Genomic DNA, 19,155 nt, shown 5'->3' with positions numbered 1-19,155 from the left:
ATAAACAATGATTTCAGATAAATTTCGACGCGAGTTGCGAGAGCAAGCCAAACTCTGGCAAGCAGAAGGACTCATCGATAATTCATTCTACCAACAACTTTCGGAACGCTACCAATTCAACACACTCGAAACCGCCTCCCGCAACAGATTCCTCAGCATTCTGATGAGTCTCGGCGGCATTCTCCTCGGTATAGGAGTCATCACCTTTGTAGCGGCAAACTGGCAAGTTTGGCCGCGCGAAGTGAGAGTTGCGCTGCTGCTAAGTCTTTTCGTCGCAGTCAATGCGGCGGGTTTCTATCTGTGGCGAATTCCCCCATCCCGAAGCAAAAACTCCAATCTCAATCTGCCCGCAACAAAAGCGCGAAACAAACTCCTAGGTGAAGGATTGTTGCTGTTAGGATCTCTGATTTTAGGAGCAAATATGGCTTTGATGGCACAAATGTTTCACATTGGCGGTTCTTCTTACGGACTTTTCCTTGCTTGGGGAATCGGCGTGCTCGGAATGGCTTACAGTTTGCGGTTGACTTCGTTGGGCGTTTTGTCCGCACTTTTAGTCGGTTTAGGCTATTGGATTGCCGTGTTAGATTGGTCTTCCAAAGTCGAGTTTTCTTGGCTGGAAGTTTTGGTGCGGCAAATGCCGATCGCAGCCAGTATAATGTTTGTGCCGCTGGCTTATTGGTGTCGATCGCGTGCTATTTTTGCCATAAGTGCGATCGCGATAATTTTTTCGCTACAAGTTTCTATTGTCCAAGGGTTAAATCCAACCTGGGCTGCTGCAATTTTTTGCGCCCTACCGCCCGCTTTGCTGTGGGGATACGACGATGAAATCTGGCCGAAGGTACACAGGAAATTGTTTCAACCTACCGCCCGCAGTTTAGCCCTGCTGTTTCTCGCCAGTTTGTTTTACGTTCTTTCTTTCTACGGGTTTTGGCAAGATTCGCCGAATCCTGCACAAATACAGCCCGATTGGGTTTTGCTGGCAAATGTGGCTGTTTTGGGCGGTTTCACGGTGTTTGAATGGGTGCGTTTGGGACGTTTGGAACTGCGGCGGCCGAAACAAAAAGCAGTGGATTTGACCACAAGTGCGATCGGCATTTTAATCCTCGCGAGCGCCTTAATACCGCTTTTTCACCTCAGTTTTACTCCCATTCCTCAATTAGCGACTTTTCTGTTCAATGTTTTCTTATTTTTGCTCGCTGTCGGCTTAATCCGAGAAGGTTTAGCATTAGGAAACCGCCAGACTTTTTGGGGAGGGATGGTATTAATCACCCTGCAAATTATCAGCCGAGTGTTTGAATACAACACAGGATTGTTGCTCAAATCTTTTGTCTTCGTTTTGTGCGGAATTGGCGTAATTGCTGCGGGTTTGTGGTTCGAGCGCCACTTCGCCAAAATCCCCGATGAATAGAAATTATTCATTTCTCTCTTCTCTAACTCAGCGCCCTCTGCGTTCTCTGCGGTTTAATCATTCCGAAACAACCGTAAACAATATAGCCCATACCTAATATGAACACAAACAACATTGAGTTATTAGTTGAAAATCCAGATACAACAAATGCGTTTCAGCTTCCCCCGAAAGCAAAACGCCTTCCCGCGTGGCGGCTGTGGGTTCCTTTACTCTTGCAAATCGGACTAATTGCCACGGTACCCGCCACCGCCGTTTACACTTTTATTACTGGCAAAACAGTTGTCCTGCAAACAGCACCAGTAGACCCTTACGACTTTTTGCGCGGATATTACCAAGTATTGAGATATGATATTTCAGCTAGCACAAATCTGCAAAAACTCCCCGGCTGGAAAGATTTACCTACCGAAAAAACACCTTGTCCGCCCGGAATTGTTTGTCCCAAAAATACGCACAATGTCAAGCCACAAACCAGTTTTTATGTAATCTTAGAAGCGCCAAAAACCGCGACTAATCCCGGCCGCCCCCAAGCTTGGAAACCCGTCCGCGTCAGTCTAGAAAATCCCACCAATTTGCCCGCCAATCAAATCGCAATTAAGGGCAAATATAACGGTTGGCAGATGGAATACGGCTTAGAAACTTATTATATGCCAGAGGATGAAAGGGAAAAAGTCAATCAGGAGATTAGCGAAGCTCAAAGGAAGCAGCGACAATCATTTTTGGTAGAAGTAAAGGTTGACAAAACAGGTCATGCTGTGCCTGTGAGTTTGTGGGTGCGCGATCGCAATTATCGATTTTAGCTGATATCTTGCACCATTGTCAGCAACAGGCAAGATGCCTGTTCCACAAAATATAAATTTTCTTGTGGAACAGGCATCTTGCCTGTTCCTAAACAACTAATTGAGAATGGTGCAACATATGAGTTTTAGCCAATCAGGCCAAAAGGTCGTCTTGTTTTGAGTATTTTAGCTTAGGGAGGGTGCGGAGGTTAAGCGATTCCCTACCGCAACGGGCCCGCAGGCGCGTTGGGGATAGCTTCCCTCGCGCCGACATTTCAATTGCCGACAACCCAGGAGAATCTATTAAGATATATAAGACTTGTGCAAATCTTGCCAGTTCAAGGGCGCAACTCATGACTCTACTGGAGCTTCTCATGTTAGCCGAGCTAATCTCTGCCAGACGAATACTCAAGACCAAACTCCTCGACTTCTTAGGACTTCCCGAAAATTGCCAAGACCAAACGGATCATCTCGTCAACCGAATTGTATCCCTCCTGGAAGCAAATCCCGCCGAACAAGAAAGATTTTGGGAGACATTCAAAAGTGAATTAGCCGTCGATCCGGTAGAATTAGAAGCAATACTCAAGTGTTCGCCAGCAGAACGCCAGCAGTGGATTGAACAAGACAAACTCCCTATTTTAGAATACCGCTCTTTCCGCAAATCAGGAATCCATTTAGAATATCCCGTTCACGACAGAAGATTCATCTTAAGTCTAACGCCAACCGATATTAATAATTGGCGCAAAGAACCCAAAGGGCTGATTAAAAATAATCACCAAATACCCACCCCAATCAATACAGAAAAGCCTGAAGAAAACGAACAATCGCGATTAGCTTTTAGTTCAGCTTGGGAAAAAATCATTGCCGACTGGAAAGAACAAGGTTCGGAAGAAATTTCAGCAACCTTCCAGCTAGCTTACTGGACAGTTTGGGCGTCGCGCTGGGCCAAAGAAAATCAGATCAACAGCTTTAAAGCAATTAATAAATATAAGGAAATCTACGAAACTCACCAGCAGGAATGGTACCAGCGAAAAAATCAAGCAGTCAAGTTACTGATTGAAATGCCCTACGCCATGCTTTACTTCTACCGTCCGGGGGATGCTGACAAATTATATCTCGAACTGTGCGACGACCACCAGGAAATGATGAAAGATGGCTACTATTGGGACAAGTGGGATTTTTTCTATCAGAACCGCAAACTTGTAAATAAGTGCCGCGAATGTCTGTACTGCGAAACCAAAGATTATTACTCGCTTTACTATCTCGAAATCAAAAGCGACAAGTTTCCCGATTTTAGTTTTTCTTTCCACACGCCGTACACCATCGGCAGAAAATTTTTGCCGCATCCAGAAACCCTGCCTTATGTAGACCACGTAGAACAGGACGGCATTTTTCGCTTTGGCCGCCCGCTGCTGGAACAAGAGAAAGTTATTCACACAGAAAAGGATGTATTGCTCAAGTTTGAGGCGGCTTTGGCAGAAGCGAAAAAGTTTGTTTAGTTAGGAGTCATTAGTCATTAGTTGACAAGTATAGTAAGATGCCCGCGCCGACCTCAGAAACCGGGTTTCTGCCGAGATTTATCGTCACTCAACCCAAAATTCGTAGAAACCCGGTTTCTTCCCCGCGCACTAATGACAACTGTCAACTGACAACTGTCAACTGACTTTTGAACTTGGATTACTTGAATGCTGCCGCCAGCATAAATTTTGGGTTGTTGAGTTCCTTCGCAATTGTACGATCGCAATCCGACCTCGGCAAACAAACTCCCCAAGTCAGTTTCAGTCTCAAACAACCACAAAAATACAGCAAACCCCGGCCTAAATACCGGATTTGTATGCCGATGAAAATCTACCAAAATGAATAGACCACCGGGATCGATCGCGCGGTACACTTCTTGAAAGATTTATCGCAATCGCAACTGTGCCCGATCGCATTTCGTGCATCGCAACGCTGCTGTGTACTCCTGTCAAACTGACAGTCGGCAAAAGCTTTTAAATAATAATTGGCTGATGGTACATTTTTCCTTGCCCCTTGCAGAGATAATGGCGAAGCGTCAAGTCCTGTGACATCCTGGAAATATTGCACCAGAAATTGCTTAGTTTGACCGCTACCGCAGCAACGGTCTAAAACTTTAGTTTCGGCGCTGACGGTCAAATTTTCCCAGCGTCGTTGACTCAAACGAGGATTGCCGCCTACGCTCACTCGCAGCCAGACGCGCGATCGCATAGTACAGCGACTGATACCGATAACTTAAATCTCTAAAAATTGTTGCCATAGTCAAAATTATGTATACCTTGCTATCGACTTAAGATATTATTAAGTAATATGATAAAGATAAGTAACAGAACTGAGACGATGGGAGAGCTGTAACCGCTATGGGTCGTGTGGGAGTATTGCTATTAAACTTGGGCGGGCCAGATCAAATCGAGGATGTCCGTCCTTTCCTGTTCAACTTGTTTGCTGACCCGGAAATCATTCGCATTCCGTTTCCGTGGATGCAAAAACCGCTCGCCTGGTTGATTTCGACCCTGCGCTTTCAAAAATCCCAGGAAAACTACCGCCAAATCGGTGGCGGCTCTCCTTTGCGGCGGATTACCGAGGAACAAGCCACTTCGCTGCAAGAACTCTTGCAAGAAAAGGGACAGGATGCTCGAGTATACGTGGGGATGCGCTACTGGCATCCTTTTACCGAAGAGGCACTCGCCAAAATTAAGCGCGATCGCATCGAACATTTGACAATCTTGCCACTGTATCCTCAATTTTCGATCAGCACCAGCGGTTCTAGCTTCCGGCAGCTAGAAGAAATGTGGGGCAAAGATCCAGATCTCAAGGATATAGAATATACCGCTATTCCTTCTTGGTATCAGCGTCCAGGCTACATTCAGGCAATGTCGGAATTGATAGCCCAACAACTAGACCACAATCCAGATCCCGATCGAGTTCACATCTTTTTCAGCGCCCACGGCGTCCCCCTCAGCTACGTAGAAGAGGCTGGAGACCCCTATCAGCGCGAGATTGAAGATTGCACTCGTCTGATTATGGAACATTTGAACCGATCGAACGAACACACTCTAGCTTATCAAAGTCGGGTTGGCCCGGTGGAATGGCTCAAGCCTTACACCGAAGACGCCATTACCGAATTGGCAGAAAATGGAGTCCAAGATTTGTTGGTAGTTCCGATTAGTTTTGTTTCCGAACACATCGAGACTCTGCAAGAAATTGACATGGAGTATCGAGAATTAGCAGAAGAATCGGGAATTCAGAATTTCTACCGAGTGCCCGCCCTAAATACTCATCCGGTGTTTATTGAAGCCTTGGCTGATTTAGTCATCGAGTCGATCGAATCTCCCAGCGTTAAATTCTCTGATGTTATACGCCCTTCCAAAATAGTGAAAATGTACCCTCAAGAGCAGTGGGAGTGGGGTTTGACGACGGGCGCGGAAGTTTGGAACGGTCGTTTAGCAATGATTGGTTTTATCGCACTATTGATGGAGTTAATTACGGGTCAGGGCCCGCTACACTCGATCGGATTGCTTTAAATTGACAGTTGACAGTTGACCGTTGACTGTTGACTGTTGACTGTTGTTACAAATGACTAATGATATCAAATCCGTTGGGAGCGGAATTATTCATCTCTCTCTTCTCAAACTCAGCGCCCTCTGCGGTCTCTGCGGTTAAATCATTCCGAAACAACCGTAAACGATATAACTAATCACCAATAACTAATCACTAATTAATCAGGATCGCGCTTGCGGCGGCGGGGATTTCCCTTATCGCCCGGTATTCCCTGACTTTTGTACCAGCGATACCACTCTTTAGAACTGCGAATTGCCAGCCACAGCAGCATCATAGCAACTAACCCTCCCTGCCGCGGGGCGTCAAAGGCAAACAAAACCAAGGAAATGCACAGAACATCTTGGAGGAAAATCACCCAAATCGGCAAACCCCGCAGCCGGTAAAACCATCCGGCTTGTACCAGTTGCAGCACTAAAGCCAACAAACCTCCGACAATACCAATTATCCACAGCATCCAAGGGTGAGCAATAGTTTCCTCGATCGAACTTACTTGAGCGATCGCAATTCCCATAATTGCTCCTACAATGGGGCTGAAAATAATTTGCACAATTTGCAGTACCCGCTGTCCTACAAAGGTTTTAGAAGCAAATAACTCTAACAGCGACCAACTCACCAAGATGGTGATAGCCACCTGGGGGGGAACCCCCGACAAGAGAGGTATTTCCGACCAAAGTTTGTCAATCCGCAACAAACCAATTAACAGCAGGGGCAGGGCAATTCTCATACCCCCTGCCGCAGACGCAGAGAGTGCGGCTAGGAGTCCAACCATAATAATAATTCAGTTTCTAACGTCAGCTAAAGCCTCGATCTATTTCAGAATTTAATTCCCCTGATGGCTGGCTGTGATTTGAGCGATCGAACTCAAATTGGGGCTTGAACTTAAATATCACCCTCTATTGTAAGTGTATCTGCTTAATCTTGCTTGGCACTGCGATATTGTCGATCGACACAAGGCAGTTTGTGAAGAGTTGACCGTTGACAGTTGACAAAATTCCACCTGGATTGTGATTAAATTAAAATGTATAGGAAAACCAGTAGATCAGCCGAGATACTTAAAATTAAGATGTCAGCTATTCTTCCTTCTTCCCTCTGACTTAAAAATCTGACGGACACTAAATAATTAATCCGTGTATCCGTGTCAAAATCCGTGTCGTGCTTTCCTTCTTCCTTCCAATTATGTCTGATTCATTATTTGCCGATGCCAGCCGTCGATTAGAACGAGCCTTAAAATATGTGTCGCTTTCCGAGGATACAATCGAACGGCTGAAATACCCCAAATCCAGTTTAGTTGTATCGATTCCCGTGCGGATGGACGACGGTTCCCTGCGAATTTTTCAAGGTTATCGGGTGCGCTACGACAATACCAGAGGCCCGTCTAAAGGAGGAGTGCGCTATCATCCGGGAGTATCCCTTGATGAAGTGCAATCCTTAGCATTTTGGATGACTTTTAAATGTGCAGTTTTGAACTTGCCTTTTGGAGGAGCCAAGGGCGGAATTACTCTCAATCCCAAGGAATTGTCCAAACTGGAATTGGAACGGTTGAGCCGGGGCTATGTCGATGCGATCGCAGATTTCATCGGCCCCGATGTCGATATTCCCGCGCCGGATGTCTACACCAATCCCATGATTATGGGTTGGATGATGGATCAGTACAATATTATTAAGCGGCAGCTTTCTCCAGCAGTTGTGACTGGTAAACCAGTGACAATCGGCGGCAGTTTGGGTAGAGATACCGCAACAGCAATGGGTGCTTTTTTTGTAGTACAAACTATCTTACCCAAATTTGAGCTAAATCCTCAAGATACAACTGTCGCAGTACAAGGTTTTGGTAATGCCGGTGCAGAAATAGCAGAACTGCTCTGGAAAGCAGGTTACAAAGTTGTTGCTGTCAGCGATTCCCAAGGGGGAATTTATGCTAAACAAGGTCTGGACATCCCCAGTATTCGAGGCTTTAAAGAGTCTAACAAAGGTATCAAAGCTATTTACTGCGAAGGTTCGGTTTGCAATATTATCGAACACGAAGTATTGACAAATGAGCAACTTTTAGCATTAGATGTAGATGTGTTGGTTCCAGCAGCTTTGGAGAATCAAATAACGGAAGCCAATGTTAATGATGTTAAAGCTAAGTTTATTTTTGAAGTAGCTAACGGACCGATTGATTCGGCGGCAGATTTGATTTTAGAAACGCGGGGCATTCACGTAATTCCTGATATTTTAGTTAATGCCGGAGGCGTAACGGTTAGTTATTTTGAGTGGGTGCAAAATCGCAGCGGGCTTTATTGGACGCTGGAGGAAGTCAACCAGCGGTTGAAGCATAAAATGGTCGAAGAAACTGAGGCAATTTGGAAAAAATCTCAGGAATTGTCAGTTTCCATGAGAACTGCTGCTTACGTGTACGGGTTAAATCGACTCGGAGAAGCGATGAATGCGAAGGGAACGCGGGATTATTATGTGAACGGTTGAGGGAAGTGCGGTAAGATAGTGCGATCGGACAATCTTACCGCACTTATTCGAGAAGAGCGCAGTCTACGAACCGACTTGGCCAAACTTAGCTTTGAATTATGGGGGAATTTTAGACCTGCACGCCGCAGTTTATTTAACCGCCACTTTGCTGTTGCAGAAGCGGAAAGATATTTTCAAATAACGCAGAACATGGCTATGTTCTCTTAGTCCGCTTGGAGTGGACTTCGTTTGACTCTCGACAGCGATTTCAATCGCCGATTTCCTCAAGGGTAAAAGAGTAGAGAAGAGTCCTGGCGGGAAAACTAGGACGGGGAAGAAACCGACGCTACTGCTACGCGAAAACCACTATCCCTCAAGCTGTAGCCCACCGAGTTATTCCAACGATAGGCACTGCGGCAACAGAACGCACTCCTGAACCCGGAACCGCCACGCTGCACTCGGTAATTATCTGTGCCAGTTTCCCATGAACTTCCGTCAGTTGGTGCGCCGTTATAGCTATTGTGCCACGTATCGCTGCACCACTCCTCAACATTGCCGTGCATATCGTACAGTCCAAAAGCATTGGGGGGAAAACTCCCGACATCGGTTGTTTCTCGGCGGGAAAGCCCTTTGGGGGCGCTTGCGTAGGGGTAGTCTCCGTCATAGTTGACTAATTCCGGGGTAATGGTTTCCCCAAAATGAAATGGGGTTGTTGTTCCCGCACGACAGGCGTATTCCCATTCTGCTTCACTTAGGAGGCGATATTTTTTCCCGGTTTGTTGCGAGAGTTTGCCACAGAATTCGATGGCCTCAGTCCACCATACATTTTCTACAGGACGTTTTTCACCTTTGAAACCCGATCGGTTTTTTCCCATGACTGCTTGCCACTGTGCTTGGGTGATGAGGTATTTTCCTGTATAAAAAGCCGGTACTGTGACTTGATGCTGCGGACTTTCCCAAGGCTTTCGTCCTTCTTCGCTGTTGGAGGGACCCATCATAAATGTGCCGCCGGGAATGTAAACCATTTCCAGTACAATTCCGTCACCTAAGTCTTCAGGAAAAAAGCGAGCAAAGGACTTACTGCGACTGTTTTCTTTTCCATACGCATCGACTGTGATGACATCAAAGTCAAATATAGGAAAATAACGTAAATGTTGCTTTATCTTCTCCTCATTTCTATCTTTCAGCAGTCCATAGGCAGCTAATTTTACCGGGATTGACTCATCTTGCAATGCTCCAATTATCAAATCTAAGCCTGCTTCTCCATATTTCAGCGCTTCAGAGAGTGTGGCGATTCTAACTTCGACAGCGGGTGAGGCTAAGCGGCTTTTAACGCCGGGGATGCCTCCGAGTACCGCAGCATTGACAGGAATTGAACTTTGACCGCCGAGGACGGCATCGTATTCTCTAGGTTCATTTTGGTTGTCTGACATTGCACTAAAGCCTCTGCATTTTAATTCAGCACAACTTTAATCTCTGATTGTCGAATGATAGCATTTTTAGCTATCCCCTCGATTATGCGGCGGTTGAAACCGCCTATTTGCTAAAAATAATCAAAAAAAATCCCCCATTTGGGGGATGTAGTTCAACGGTACTATATAGCCTTAGTCTCCGGCATCAAACACTTATCAGAATCGCAGCCCGCAGGCCCGGAATCCATCATTTCACCTAAGTCATAGCGACTCAGTGCCGCGTGAAAAACATCTATTTCGCGGCGCGCTAAAGTCTCTTCAACCATCTTGGTGTAAGTTTCCTTGCTCACCGGTTCAAAGGGCAGACGTGGGAAAGTTTCAAGAGCATCAAACCGAGCTAAAAGCGCTGCGGAAATGTAGCCTTCATCATCGCGAATCGCTTCATAAATCCGAGTGCCCAAACTTTCCACTTCATTTTCGCGCAGTTCAATCGTCGCCGAAGTGTTATGTCTGACATAGAACTTTTGCACCTGCATATAAAAGTCCATTTGTGCCGCCGCTGAGAACTTGTTAATGTCAATTTCATCAGCACCGGGCAAGTCAGCCCAACTGACGGCAACAGGTATTTCTACCAGCCATTCCGTACAGCGTTCATCGAAGGGATTGTTCAGCAAGTTGCCGTTTTCATCTTTGTCAGATTGAGACGGAATCACGTTGTATCCGTAGTCGATGCAGGCGAGGGCTACGGGGTCGTTTTTGCCGAAAGTGATTCGGCGAATGAAACGCTGGGCTTTCGGTGGGTGCCACCCCGGCGAAGCACCTGTCAGCAGAGATTTAGTACCCGACGGTTGAACCGTTGTGCAGCGATTTGGGCGTTTTAAGGAATGGCGATCGCAATAATCCCATACTACCCGATTGACAATCTCCCGCCAACCACTCAAATACTCTTCTTCCCGCTGTTTAAAAGCGATTCCTTGGGGAGTTTGCGGGCGGCCTTCCACCCACCAGCGCAGCCACTCAACGCCAAAAGCGTGAACGAAGAAATCGAACAATCCGGTGAAAGATACGCCGACAATCGGGTCTAGTTCGCGGCTGTATTGATAGCGGGGTTCAAGAAATGTGTGATTGAGAAGTACCGCGACAGATAGAGCTCCGGCGGTGAAAGCTTCCTCCTGTTCTTTGAAATTGTAAGGGTCAAGTTGATTGAGGTGAACCTCCGAAAGGTTGCAATGAAAATTTGAGCCGATGATTTCCAGTTTTGTTATCCTAAAGGCTTTTTATCCTCTAGTTCTACTGCTTGATTTTTCGCAGTAGCTCCGCGTACCTTTTGCGCGTATTCCCTCAAATAATAAAGGAGTTCCTTTCTACTACATGGCTTACCTGTAACAATCTGAGATATTGTTCTGATATCCAGAATGTTATTTTCTTTTTGTATTGAGTCATGTAAAGGTTGAAAAAGCTCTTTTAGGTTATTCAACTTGACAGATAAGAGGGCTTCATAATTATCCAAGGCAAAAGTATGAGCTAATGTTTGAATATCAGAATTCGTTGTTGAAGTTTTTCCATGCTGCGATTGGACAGAGCAAGTTTTTGAACAAAAACGACGCTTGGATACTTTGTGTTGTATAACTTCAAAACTGTTCTGACAAAATTCACAAGTAAGAATAAATTTAGGTACTAACGCACCTGTTTTCTTTCCCTTTCGTGACTCATGGTATGCTTTTCGCTTGGGACTATTAAGAAACTTCTCTTTGAAACTAGGGTCGGCAAATCTTGCATTCGCCTTAGCTTTGATTTTGGCTTTGGTACTTTCAGATTGAGTAACACCATACATAGGGTTTCTCTTTCCGCAATTATCCATGCCTCTTACCTTAGCATGAGATTTCCATTCCTGTTTCAAATGCTCAAATACAAAAGGAGCGTCCTTGATGAGTTGTCTTAAGTCCTTTTCTTGAATAATCGTAACTTTTGCATTGTACTCAGACTCAAAACGCTGAATTTTTGGCAAGTCACTTTGATAATTAAAAGTGCCTTTAATTTCGACATACTCACCATTTTCAAGAAGGAAGTCTGGTTTGTACCGAACTTCATTCGAGAGTAAATAAGTTTTATGTTCGTATGTCCAGCCAATTTTCATGTAGTCCAGGTATTTCGCGTAAATGTACTCAAGGCTTGACCTTAAACAATGCTCACCGTAGAAACCTGAGTAGCCATAGAAGGTGCTTGTCATACGCGCCCCCACACTCTTGGAGAGATTATATTCTAGATTGCTTTTTTCATTGTAATCTAGTTTCACTCTCTACGCTGTACGGTGTCAAAAGCTTTTTATTTCTTCTGATTACCACGGGATTAGCATTTCAGCTTTCCCCGTATTTGCGAGGTTTTTAACGTGAGGCAAAATTACTTACCACACGGGTTTAAGCCCAAACGGACTGACCGATGTTCTAATTCCTCAGCAGTCATATTAGGATGACGTTCTTGCAACCACTGTTTAGCTTTTCCTTCGTCGTAAGCTTTCAAGAACTCAAGCTTAAGACTCGGTGTAGAAATTAAGTCAACGTTAGCTCTAGCTACGGCTTCGCCCGCCCATTGAATGGCACCTTCTCCGCTATAATACTGTTGGCGAACGGCATCAATACACTCTTCCCGCGTCGGTTTATGATGAAAAACGCGAGAGTGATTTGCCATTCTCAAAGCATCTCGATCTGGGTCGATTTTCCAGTTGCCATTTTCATCTTGCTGCCACAGATTATTTTTAGCATTTGCGCCCAGTTCATCACTAGAATCAAATTGACGAATCCCCGCGCTGCGCCTAATATTGCCAGCAACAATTGTCACCGCAGCTTCATCTATCAACACGCAGCATTCAACTGAATTTAACTGCCGCCCTAAAGCTTTATTCAAAATAGCGGCGCAGCGCTGATAAAGGTCGGGCAATTTCACCGGATTTGCTACTCCGCCAAAACCTTTTAAAGGTTCTCCCACGGGGCGAACGTCGCTCAAATCGATGAATACTTGAACTTCTCCGGCAAATCTTTCATCTGTGGATAATTCCAGCAAACTTTGATAGGAGTTTACCCAACCTTGGCGAGAATCTCCGACATAAATAGTTGCGGTTTTTTCTGCTATTTTTACTTCTGTTTCTTGACGGCGCGACTGGGCGGGTGTAGAGCCGATTTCGCCTTGCATGGTTAGGGTTAAGCGGTTGCGGATCGGCGGCAGTTGGTTGATATATTGTGGTTCCAAGACTGCCCCTGTGCCATTAAACTAAGCAACACCCTCGCGAGTGCTACTCGTCTCCAGAACCGGACATGAGACTTTCACCTCATCCGGCTCCTCAGAAAACATACCTCTGTCATAGGAACTGCTCAGACTGCCATCTCTGGCTGTCTTTTGGTCATGGCAATGTCTGTGCAATGCTTGAATGTTCTCGAACTTCTTTTTCCCGCCCAGGCTGATTGGTTGAATGTGGTCAAGCTCAATTTGGTCTTCCGCTGTAAAAGTTAGACCGCATTGGGCGCATTTTCCTTTCTGCTTGTGCAAGGCTTTGGCGAGTAAAGAGGGAATTTCTTTACTCTTCCCAGTTCTTGAACCCCAGTAGACGAAATCACCGTTGAATGGTGAAGCATCGCCTTTAACCTTGATATGGCGAACAATCTTAGTCCATGTATGCTTTGACAAGATATATCTTTCATCTGTATCTGGATTGATGTAACCAAACACCCAGTTATCCCCACCTACTTTTGTCCAGTATTTCTCAACTACCCATTTAGCACCCTTATTAGGATGTCTGTATCTTGCCCACGCTGTTAGTTTGGTATAAATCAGATGATTAAAATCTCTGAAAGCATCTGTTGAGCAAGCAGATGAGTAGTAGTTAGCCCATCCTTGAATCAGGGGGTTGAGTTTCTGAATTAGCACTTTTTGTGGTGCGGACTTATGGGAATCAATGATGTCAGATATAGCCTTATAGTGACGTTGTACCGTTTTTTTGCTAGGTTGGATGATTGTTTTGAATCCCAGGATTTTTCCTGATTTGGGTGCTTTGGCGCTCATCCCATCGTTGACTGGAAATTGACGTATGTTAAAACCCAAGAAATCAAATCCAGGTTGTTTCCCTTCATATTCTTCAAAGGTGTGACAAATTATAGTCTTGCTTGGTTTTAGTTCCAAGCCGATGTCTTTTAAGAAACCTTCAATGACGGCTTTTGCCCCTAATACAACATTAATGTCTTCGTGAATCAGCACGAAGTCGTCTGCATAGCGAATCAAACTGAGGGCATTCAGGTTTTGCTTTTTCCCGTGGTTCCTACGAGTAGGTAGGGTGTTCGCATATTCCTTAATAGCCTCTTCCATTCCGTGTAAAGCAATGTTTGCCAGTAGCGGAGAGATAACCCCCCCTTGTGGCGTACCTGCTTCTGTTGGGAATATATTCTGCCCATCCATATATCCAGCTTTTAGCCAGCTACGGATTAACTGTTTCATGGAGGGATAGGTGTTTATTTTGCTCAGCAGTTTTTGATGGTCAATGTTGTCAAAGCATTTAGAGATATCTGCATCTAAGACATACTTAGCTTTGCAATGGATAGCTAAGTAGATGGCTTCGATAGCATCATGTGTTGCCCGCCCTGGTCTAAACCCATAACTATTTGGCTCAAAGTAGGCTTCCCATTGTGGTTCTAAGGCTAGTTTGACTAATGCCTGTAAAGCCCTATCTGTTATTGTGGGAATTCCTAGGGGTCGCTTTTCATCTGTCCCTGGCTTAGGAATCCAGATTCTTCGGGTTGGTTTGACCTTCCCGGTAATCTTTAGATGTTTTGCTAGTTCCAAACGTTGAGCGTAATTGAGGGATTTGACTCCGTCTATTCCCGCTGTCTTCTTGCCTCGGTTGTCTTGGGTTATTTGTCGCGTTGCTAGAAGCTGAGCGCACCAGGACTTCATCAAGGTTTTCTGGAGTCGTCGCATTGCTTTGACATCCCCACGTTGAGCAGCTTTATGTATGCGCTTTTGCAACTTGAACACCATCCTCTGAATTTTCTTCCAGTTGATGTTGTTCCATACCGCCGTAGTCTTAAAACTCGTTTTAGTCGTTTTCATTGCTACTTGTACCTACATATATCTGTTTCCCGTGAGTCCGTCAGCATATCCTACGCATTACCGCAGGCATTAGCTTCTGACTCAATCTCGCCACATAGCTCATCCGGTTAGCACCTACTCAGGCATCGACCTCCTGAGAGAAACTATGTGGTTACTTCGTTCCTGATAGTCATTGGTTGAGGGTTTAGGTTTCTACTGTTCACCGGGATTGCGAGTGGTGCAGACCGCAACGGTTGCTATTGGGGTCACTCTATCCTTGCCTTTTGGCACAGCCTGTTAGTCCACTAGGCTGTTTTATACGATCGCGATGATTCAGACGTAGATTTGCTTTCGCTAACCATACTCTCTTGCTAGTTGGAGTCGAAGCCTGGACTGACTTCTTACCACCGTTCATTCCCGCTTCACGGATTGATGGCTAGTCGCTACCGTGGGGAAAGTGCTTTCACCCTTGCACTTAGGGGGTTGGGCTTCATCAGTTATTTATATGCTTTCCAGATGTACCATTAGATATTTGTATGGTTTTACTGTACTGACATTATCTTATTTCGATGTCACCAACATGACTATCAAGTTGTCAAGGTTCTTACCGTTATTGGTAGACAAACCCTTGCGGCTAATCCCCCAAAACCTTTATGAGGTTTGGTTTCTAGCCAACGAGTCGCACGCAGCCCATCATGGCCAAATCCATTAACAAACCAAAGGAACGCCAGTCGAGAATATTTGTTGAGGAGCAATTATATGCGCCGGAAAAATTCTCTGGTTGCTCGATCCACTTGCTGCCGCCTACCCACAGCCAGCGGCCTGAAGCGAGGGTTTTGAGCTGGTTTTGCATCCGGTGCAGGAGTTGTGTTTCTTCGGAGGTGAGGTTTCCCAGCTTTTGCAGCCCCTTGACTGTTCGATCGCACACTTGGGCCCAAGTCTCCCTTCCCGTTTCGGTACGGCGGCTGTACGTCCTGAAAAATACTGGATTGGCTGCGGGTGCTGTTTCGGGGAAATCAGACAGGTTGCGTCGATCGCTGGCACTCGATCGTTCTAATTCTTGAACCATAGGTTGTGTACTGACGTGTCGGAATAAATCAACAGACTACGAATATACAACAGGATTCAGATTTAGGGTAAAAGGTTAATATATTTGACAATTTGCACTAGATATGGGGCATCTGTCGATTTTCGATTTTCGATTTTCGATTTGAGATTGCAGAAAGCGACCCTACTTCGATTTGGGATTTGGGATTTGAGATTTTCGATTCTGGAAAATGACCCTACTTCGATTTTCGATTTTCGATTTTCGATTTTCGATTTGAGAAAGCGACCCTAACGAGTCGTTAAAAACTCAATATTCGGCAACAGCGGGTCTTGAACAACCCCCACACCGTTAAATCCCCAACGTTCGAGCAGCGTTTTCACAGATGAACCGGAAATCGATTCTACTCCGAATCGATCGGCAACCTCAGCAGCGTGGGCGTTGAGATAGCTCAAAGCGTCATAGTCTTCGCGAAACATCAGCAGGTAACTAACTGCCGCGTCTGGATTGGGATTGGCACAGAGATATTTGCCGTCACTGCGGGAACGGAGCAAGTAAAAAACTTGAGATAACATCTTATCTTTGTTGTCAAAATAATATGCTACCTCAAGTTGGGAATTTGGAATTTGGAATTTTGAACTTGTACTCTCGCGTAGCCGAAGTATTTGGAATTGCCCAAACGATTTTAGATTGACAATTAGGACTAATGCCAACTGTCACATGACCATCGACTTGTAACCAGTTGGCATTAGTCCTGCAATTTGAGAGTGTAGAAAAGTTGACTTTTTTTCAATTTTCCACCTAAAAACTACATAATTGATGTCTAAAATCAATCTAAAATCCTTGGAAATGTAGCGGTTAAATCAAAGTCAGTGCCAAACCTTTAAATCCCCTGCCGTCGCCAATTTGACCGACGATCGAAGCCCGACCAGTCGTCAAATTAATATTGTACAGGCTCGAAACTCCGGCAACATCGATCGCTGCCAAAGCCGTCTCGTTACCGCCAACACTCCTGATATCAAAGCCGAGAACAGTACCAGCATCAATTCCCAAAGATCCGATCGTATTCAACACTCCATTATTCGGCGGATCTTGACGCACCAAAACATCTAAATTGGTGTCAATTGCAAACAGCGTTGTCGAAGTTGCCCCGGCAAAGTTATTCACATACGCAGCCCCTCCAGCCGCGCCGGGATTGCCAAAATTGCGATCGCCCGCAGCATAAGTCAAATTCCCGTCGAGTTGAATTCCCCCCGTCAGCGTGTCAAAATCGACAAGTCCCCCGTTATCCGGGTTGAGGCGGGCGTTTTGACCGGCTTGATTGACAAACCGAATTCGATCGACCGTCGGATTGAAATCAAAACCCGCAGCCCCCGGAGTTAGGGGAACAGCAAACTGTCCGCTACCGACTGGACTTGCTTGCCCAGTAGCGGGATTGATAGTATACAAGCGATTGCTAGAACCCACACCGTAAAGCACACCGTTAGCGGGGCGAAAATCAATTCCCAGCAAACTTTCTCCTGGCAGCAACCCAGTAACTGCCACGTCGCTGAGAATCGCCCGCGGTGCCGCCTCGTTAAAACCGACAATTGTTTCAGCGCCATTTCTGACAGTTAAGGCGTAAGCTGTAGGCAAAGGCAAAGCTAAACCGTTAATCTGTCTCCCGTCGGCAATTTGACCCGCGAAAGAAGCTTGACCGGTACTTAAATTGATATTGTACAAGCCCGAAACGCCACTAACTTCTAGCGCTGCTACCGCCACCTCGCGGCCGCCAACACTCTTGACATCAAAGCCGAGAACGCTAGTAGCATCAACTCCCAAAGATCCGATCGTATTCAACCCTCCATTATTCGGCGGATCTTGTCGCACCAAAACATCCAAATCGCTGTCAATTACAAACAGCGTTGTCGAAGTTGCCCCGGCAAAGTTATTCACATACGCAGCGCCTGCTGCAGCCGGATTTGACCCAAAATTGCGATCGCCCGCCCGGTAAGCCAAATTCCCGTCGAGTTGAATTCCCCCCGCCAGCGTGTCAAAATCCACAAGTGCCCCGTTATCTGGGTTGAGGCGGGCGTTTTGATCGGCTTGATTGACAAACCGAATTCGATCGACCGTCGGATTGAAATCAAAACCCGCAGCCCCCGGAGTTAGGGGAACAGCAAACTGCCCGCTACCGACTTGACTGGCTTCCCCGGTTCTCGGATTGATAGTATACAAGCGATTGCTAGAACCCACACCGTAAAGCACACCGTTAGCCGGTCGATAATCAATTCCCAGCAAACTTTCTCCCTGCTGCAATCCAGTCACGGGCAAATCTGAAATCACACTTCCCGGATTGGAAAGACTAAAACCGACAATCCGATTAGCAGGAGTTAAAGCATAAGCCGTTGTCCGCGCTGGAGGCGGGGGATTGGGAACAACGCTGCTAATATTATTAGTGAAACTTGCCTGGTTAATCGCGCTTTGTCTCACCCCTCTGAGAGTAGCGAGAAATTCTCCTGTTACCCGGTCTTGAATAACAGTATCGTTTCCAGCTTCGAGAATATTTAAGTCGCTAAAACTGAGACCTCCCGCCAAACCGATTAAATCTGTACCGACTGTAAAATCCGCGATCGCGTCCGCATTTGCCAAATTAACACCGCCGCTGGTACGGAAAGGGTCAGCCTCTGCGTAGCGCCTCAAAACAAATATGTCTGCCCCGTCTCCGCCTATCAGGATATCAGTATCTCGATCGCCCGACAAAACATCATTGCCGGAGTTTCCAGATATTGAATCGCTGCCTTTTCCGCCCACTAAAAAATCGTTACCTTCTCCGCCGTTAATAGTGTCGTTCTCTAAATCTCCAAAAAGCGAATCTTGACCCGAATTTCCATCAATTAAATCGCTTTGCTTACCTCCATAAATGCTGTCATTACCAGCGTTTCCGGCAATGGTGTCATTGCCCGTCAAACCAAAAATCAGGTCATCTTCTGGAGTTCCTGCTAACAAGTTTGCTTGGGCGGTGTCTCTAATTTCTGCCATGCTCTAATCACCCTCTAAATTTGATACTTCTGTTGCCTAACGGCGGCAGTATTCTCAGTCAAAATATCACACATTGGCACTTTTAGGATAGTTTTTCTTATTTTCGGCTGTAGGGGTGGGTTGGCATAAAAGTATTACACGCAGCTAAAATGATATATAAACCCGCCCCCGATTCAAATAAACCCACTCCTAAATACAGATCGCTTAGCCGTATTTTATAGTTCCGTGTGCAGCCAAGGGCGATCGCAGCTCAACTGCAAACAGGCAAGCTGAAATTTTTAGCGGTGCGAACCCATGAAATTTTGTACTGCGTTCATGAGTAGTATACGCTGAATCTATAAATTTGGATCTGTACAATCAGAATTTTTTTTTCAACTTTAATCTTAAAGCCTGCGAAGG

16 protein-coding genes are annotated in these 19,155 nt (G+C 45.7%); 5 read left to right on the top strand and 11 right to left on the bottom strand.

Features of this window, described 5'->3' with window-relative positions; genetic code table 11:
• Positions 1 to 7 precede the first annotated feature (7 nt).
• The 3 genes from QUA99_RS15985 to QUA99_RS15975 all read left to right on the top strand — a co-directional run bounded on the left by QUA99_RS15985 (position 8) and on the right by QUA99_RS15975 (position 3,683).
• A complete protein-coding gene (locus tag QUA99_RS15985; RefSeq protein ID WP_333238384.1) occupies positions 8 to 1,408 on the top strand; it encodes a DUF2157 domain-containing protein in 1,401 nt (466 codons plus the stop codon).
• Between the two features lie 98 nt (positions 1,409 to 1,506).
• Positions 1,507 to 2,205 (top strand): GDYXXLXY domain-containing protein, encoded by a 699-nt coding sequence (locus QUA99_RS15980; protein ID WP_333238386.1) that lies wholly within the window; start codon positions 1,507 to 1,509, stop codon positions 2,203 to 2,205.
• Between the two features lie 353 nt (positions 2,206 to 2,558).
• The gene (locus tag QUA99_RS15975) at positions 2,559 to 3,683 is read left to right on the top strand and encodes a hypothetical protein (RefSeq protein ID WP_333238387.1); all 1,125 of its coding nucleotides are present in this window, start codon (positions 2,559 to 2,561) and stop codon (positions 3,681 to 3,683) included.
• Between the two features lie 53 nt (positions 3,684 to 3,736).
• Here QUA99_RS15975 and QUA99_RS15970 read toward each other — a convergent pair whose 3' ends face one another.
• A complete protein-coding gene (locus QUA99_RS15970) occupies positions 3,737 to 4,039 on the bottom strand; it encodes a hypothetical protein (protein WP_333238389.1) in 303 nt (100 codons plus the stop codon).
• On the bottom strand, positions 4,033 to 4,410 hold the full coding sequence (locus QUA99_RS15965; protein WP_333238391.1) for a class I SAM-dependent methyltransferase: 378 nt from the start codon (positions 4,408 to 4,410) through the stop codon (positions 4,033 to 4,035). The genes QUA99_RS15970 and QUA99_RS15965 overlap by 7 nt, the downstream gene beginning before the upstream one ends.
• Before the next feature lie 149 nt (positions 4,411 to 4,559).
• Here QUA99_RS15965 and hemH point away from each other — a divergent pair, with 149 nt between their 5' ends.
• Complete coding sequence (gene hemH, locus QUA99_RS15960; protein WP_333238393.1) at positions 4,560 to 5,723, top strand: ferrochelatase; 1,164 nt, start codon at positions 4,560 to 4,562, stop codon at positions 5,721 to 5,723.
• A gap of 194 nt (positions 5,724 to 5,917) precedes the next feature.
• Here the strand turns inward: hemH and QUA99_RS15955 are convergent, their stop codons facing one another.
• Positions 5,918 to 6,529: a DUF4126 domain-containing protein gene (locus tag QUA99_RS15955; RefSeq protein WP_333238395.1), complete on the bottom strand. Its 612-nt coding sequence runs from the start codon at positions 6,527 to 6,529 to the stop codon at positions 5,918 to 5,920.
• Between the two features lie 407 nt (positions 6,530 to 6,936).
• Between QUA99_RS15955 and QUA99_RS15950 the strand changes: the two genes are divergently transcribed.
• A complete protein-coding gene (locus tag QUA99_RS15950) occupies positions 6,937 to 8,223 on the top strand; it encodes a Glu/Leu/Phe/Val dehydrogenase (RefSeq protein WP_333238397.1) in 1,287 nt (428 codons plus the stop codon).
• 302 nt (positions 8,224 to 8,525) lie between these two features.
• Here QUA99_RS15950 and QUA99_RS15945 read toward each other — a convergent pair whose 3' ends face one another.
• The 8 genes from QUA99_RS15945 to QUA99_RS15910 form a co-directional block, all read right to left on the bottom strand.
• Positions 8,526 to 9,635, bottom strand: coding sequence for a formylglycine-generating enzyme family protein (locus QUA99_RS15945; protein WP_333238399.1), 1,110 nt, complete (start codon positions 9,633 to 9,635; stop codon positions 8,526 to 8,528).
• A 161-nt stretch (positions 9,636 to 9,796) separates the two neighbouring features.
• A complete protein-coding gene (nrdJ, locus tag QUA99_RS15940; RefSeq protein ID WP_333343155.1) occupies positions 9,797 to 10,861 on the bottom strand; it encodes a ribonucleoside-triphosphate reductase, adenosylcobalamin-dependent in 1,065 nt (354 codons plus the stop codon).
• A 14-nt stretch (positions 10,862 to 10,875) separates the two neighbouring features.
• Positions 10,876 to 11,910, bottom strand: a complete 1,035-nt coding sequence (locus QUA99_RS15935; protein WP_333343151.1) for an NUMOD3 domain-containing DNA-binding protein — start codon at positions 11,908 to 11,910, stop codon at positions 10,876 to 10,878.
• 104 nt (positions 11,911 to 12,014) lie between these two features.
• On the bottom strand, positions 12,015 to 12,860 hold the full coding sequence (locus tag QUA99_RS15930; protein WP_333238403.1) for a hypothetical protein: 846 nt from the start codon (positions 12,858 to 12,860) through the stop codon (positions 12,015 to 12,017).
• A gap of 21 nt (positions 12,861 to 12,881) precedes the next feature.
• A complete protein-coding gene (gene ltrA, locus QUA99_RS15925; protein ID WP_333238405.1) occupies positions 12,882 to 14,711 on the bottom strand; it encodes a group II intron reverse transcriptase/maturase in 1,830 nt (609 codons plus the stop codon).
• A 646-nt stretch (positions 14,712 to 15,357) separates the two neighbouring features.
• Positions 15,358 to 15,759 carry a hypothetical protein gene (locus QUA99_RS15920; protein WP_333238407.1) on the bottom strand — a complete coding sequence of 134 codons (402 nt, stop codon included), beginning with the start codon at positions 15,757 to 15,759 and terminating at the stop codon, positions 15,358 to 15,360.
• 266 nt (positions 15,760 to 16,025) lie between these two features.
• Positions 16,026 to 16,310, bottom strand: coding sequence for a hypothetical protein (locus QUA99_RS15915; RefSeq protein WP_332952315.1), 285 nt, complete (start codon positions 16,308 to 16,310; stop codon positions 16,026 to 16,028).
• 283 nt (positions 16,311 to 16,593) lie between these two features.
• A complete protein-coding gene (locus QUA99_RS15910) occupies positions 16,594 to 18,756 on the bottom strand; it encodes a DUF4394 domain-containing protein (protein ID WP_333238410.1) in 2,163 nt (720 codons plus the stop codon).
• Positions 18,757 to 19,155 lie beyond the last annotated feature (399 nt).

Origin of the sequence: Microcoleus sp. F10-B2 (assembly GCF_036704965.1) — a bacterium.
Lineage (GTDB): Bacteria > Cyanobacteriota > Cyanobacteriia > Cyanobacteriales > Microcoleaceae > Microcoleus.
Note: the sequence above shows the minus strand (reverse complement) of the source record. Positions and strands in the feature narration are given on the sequence as shown.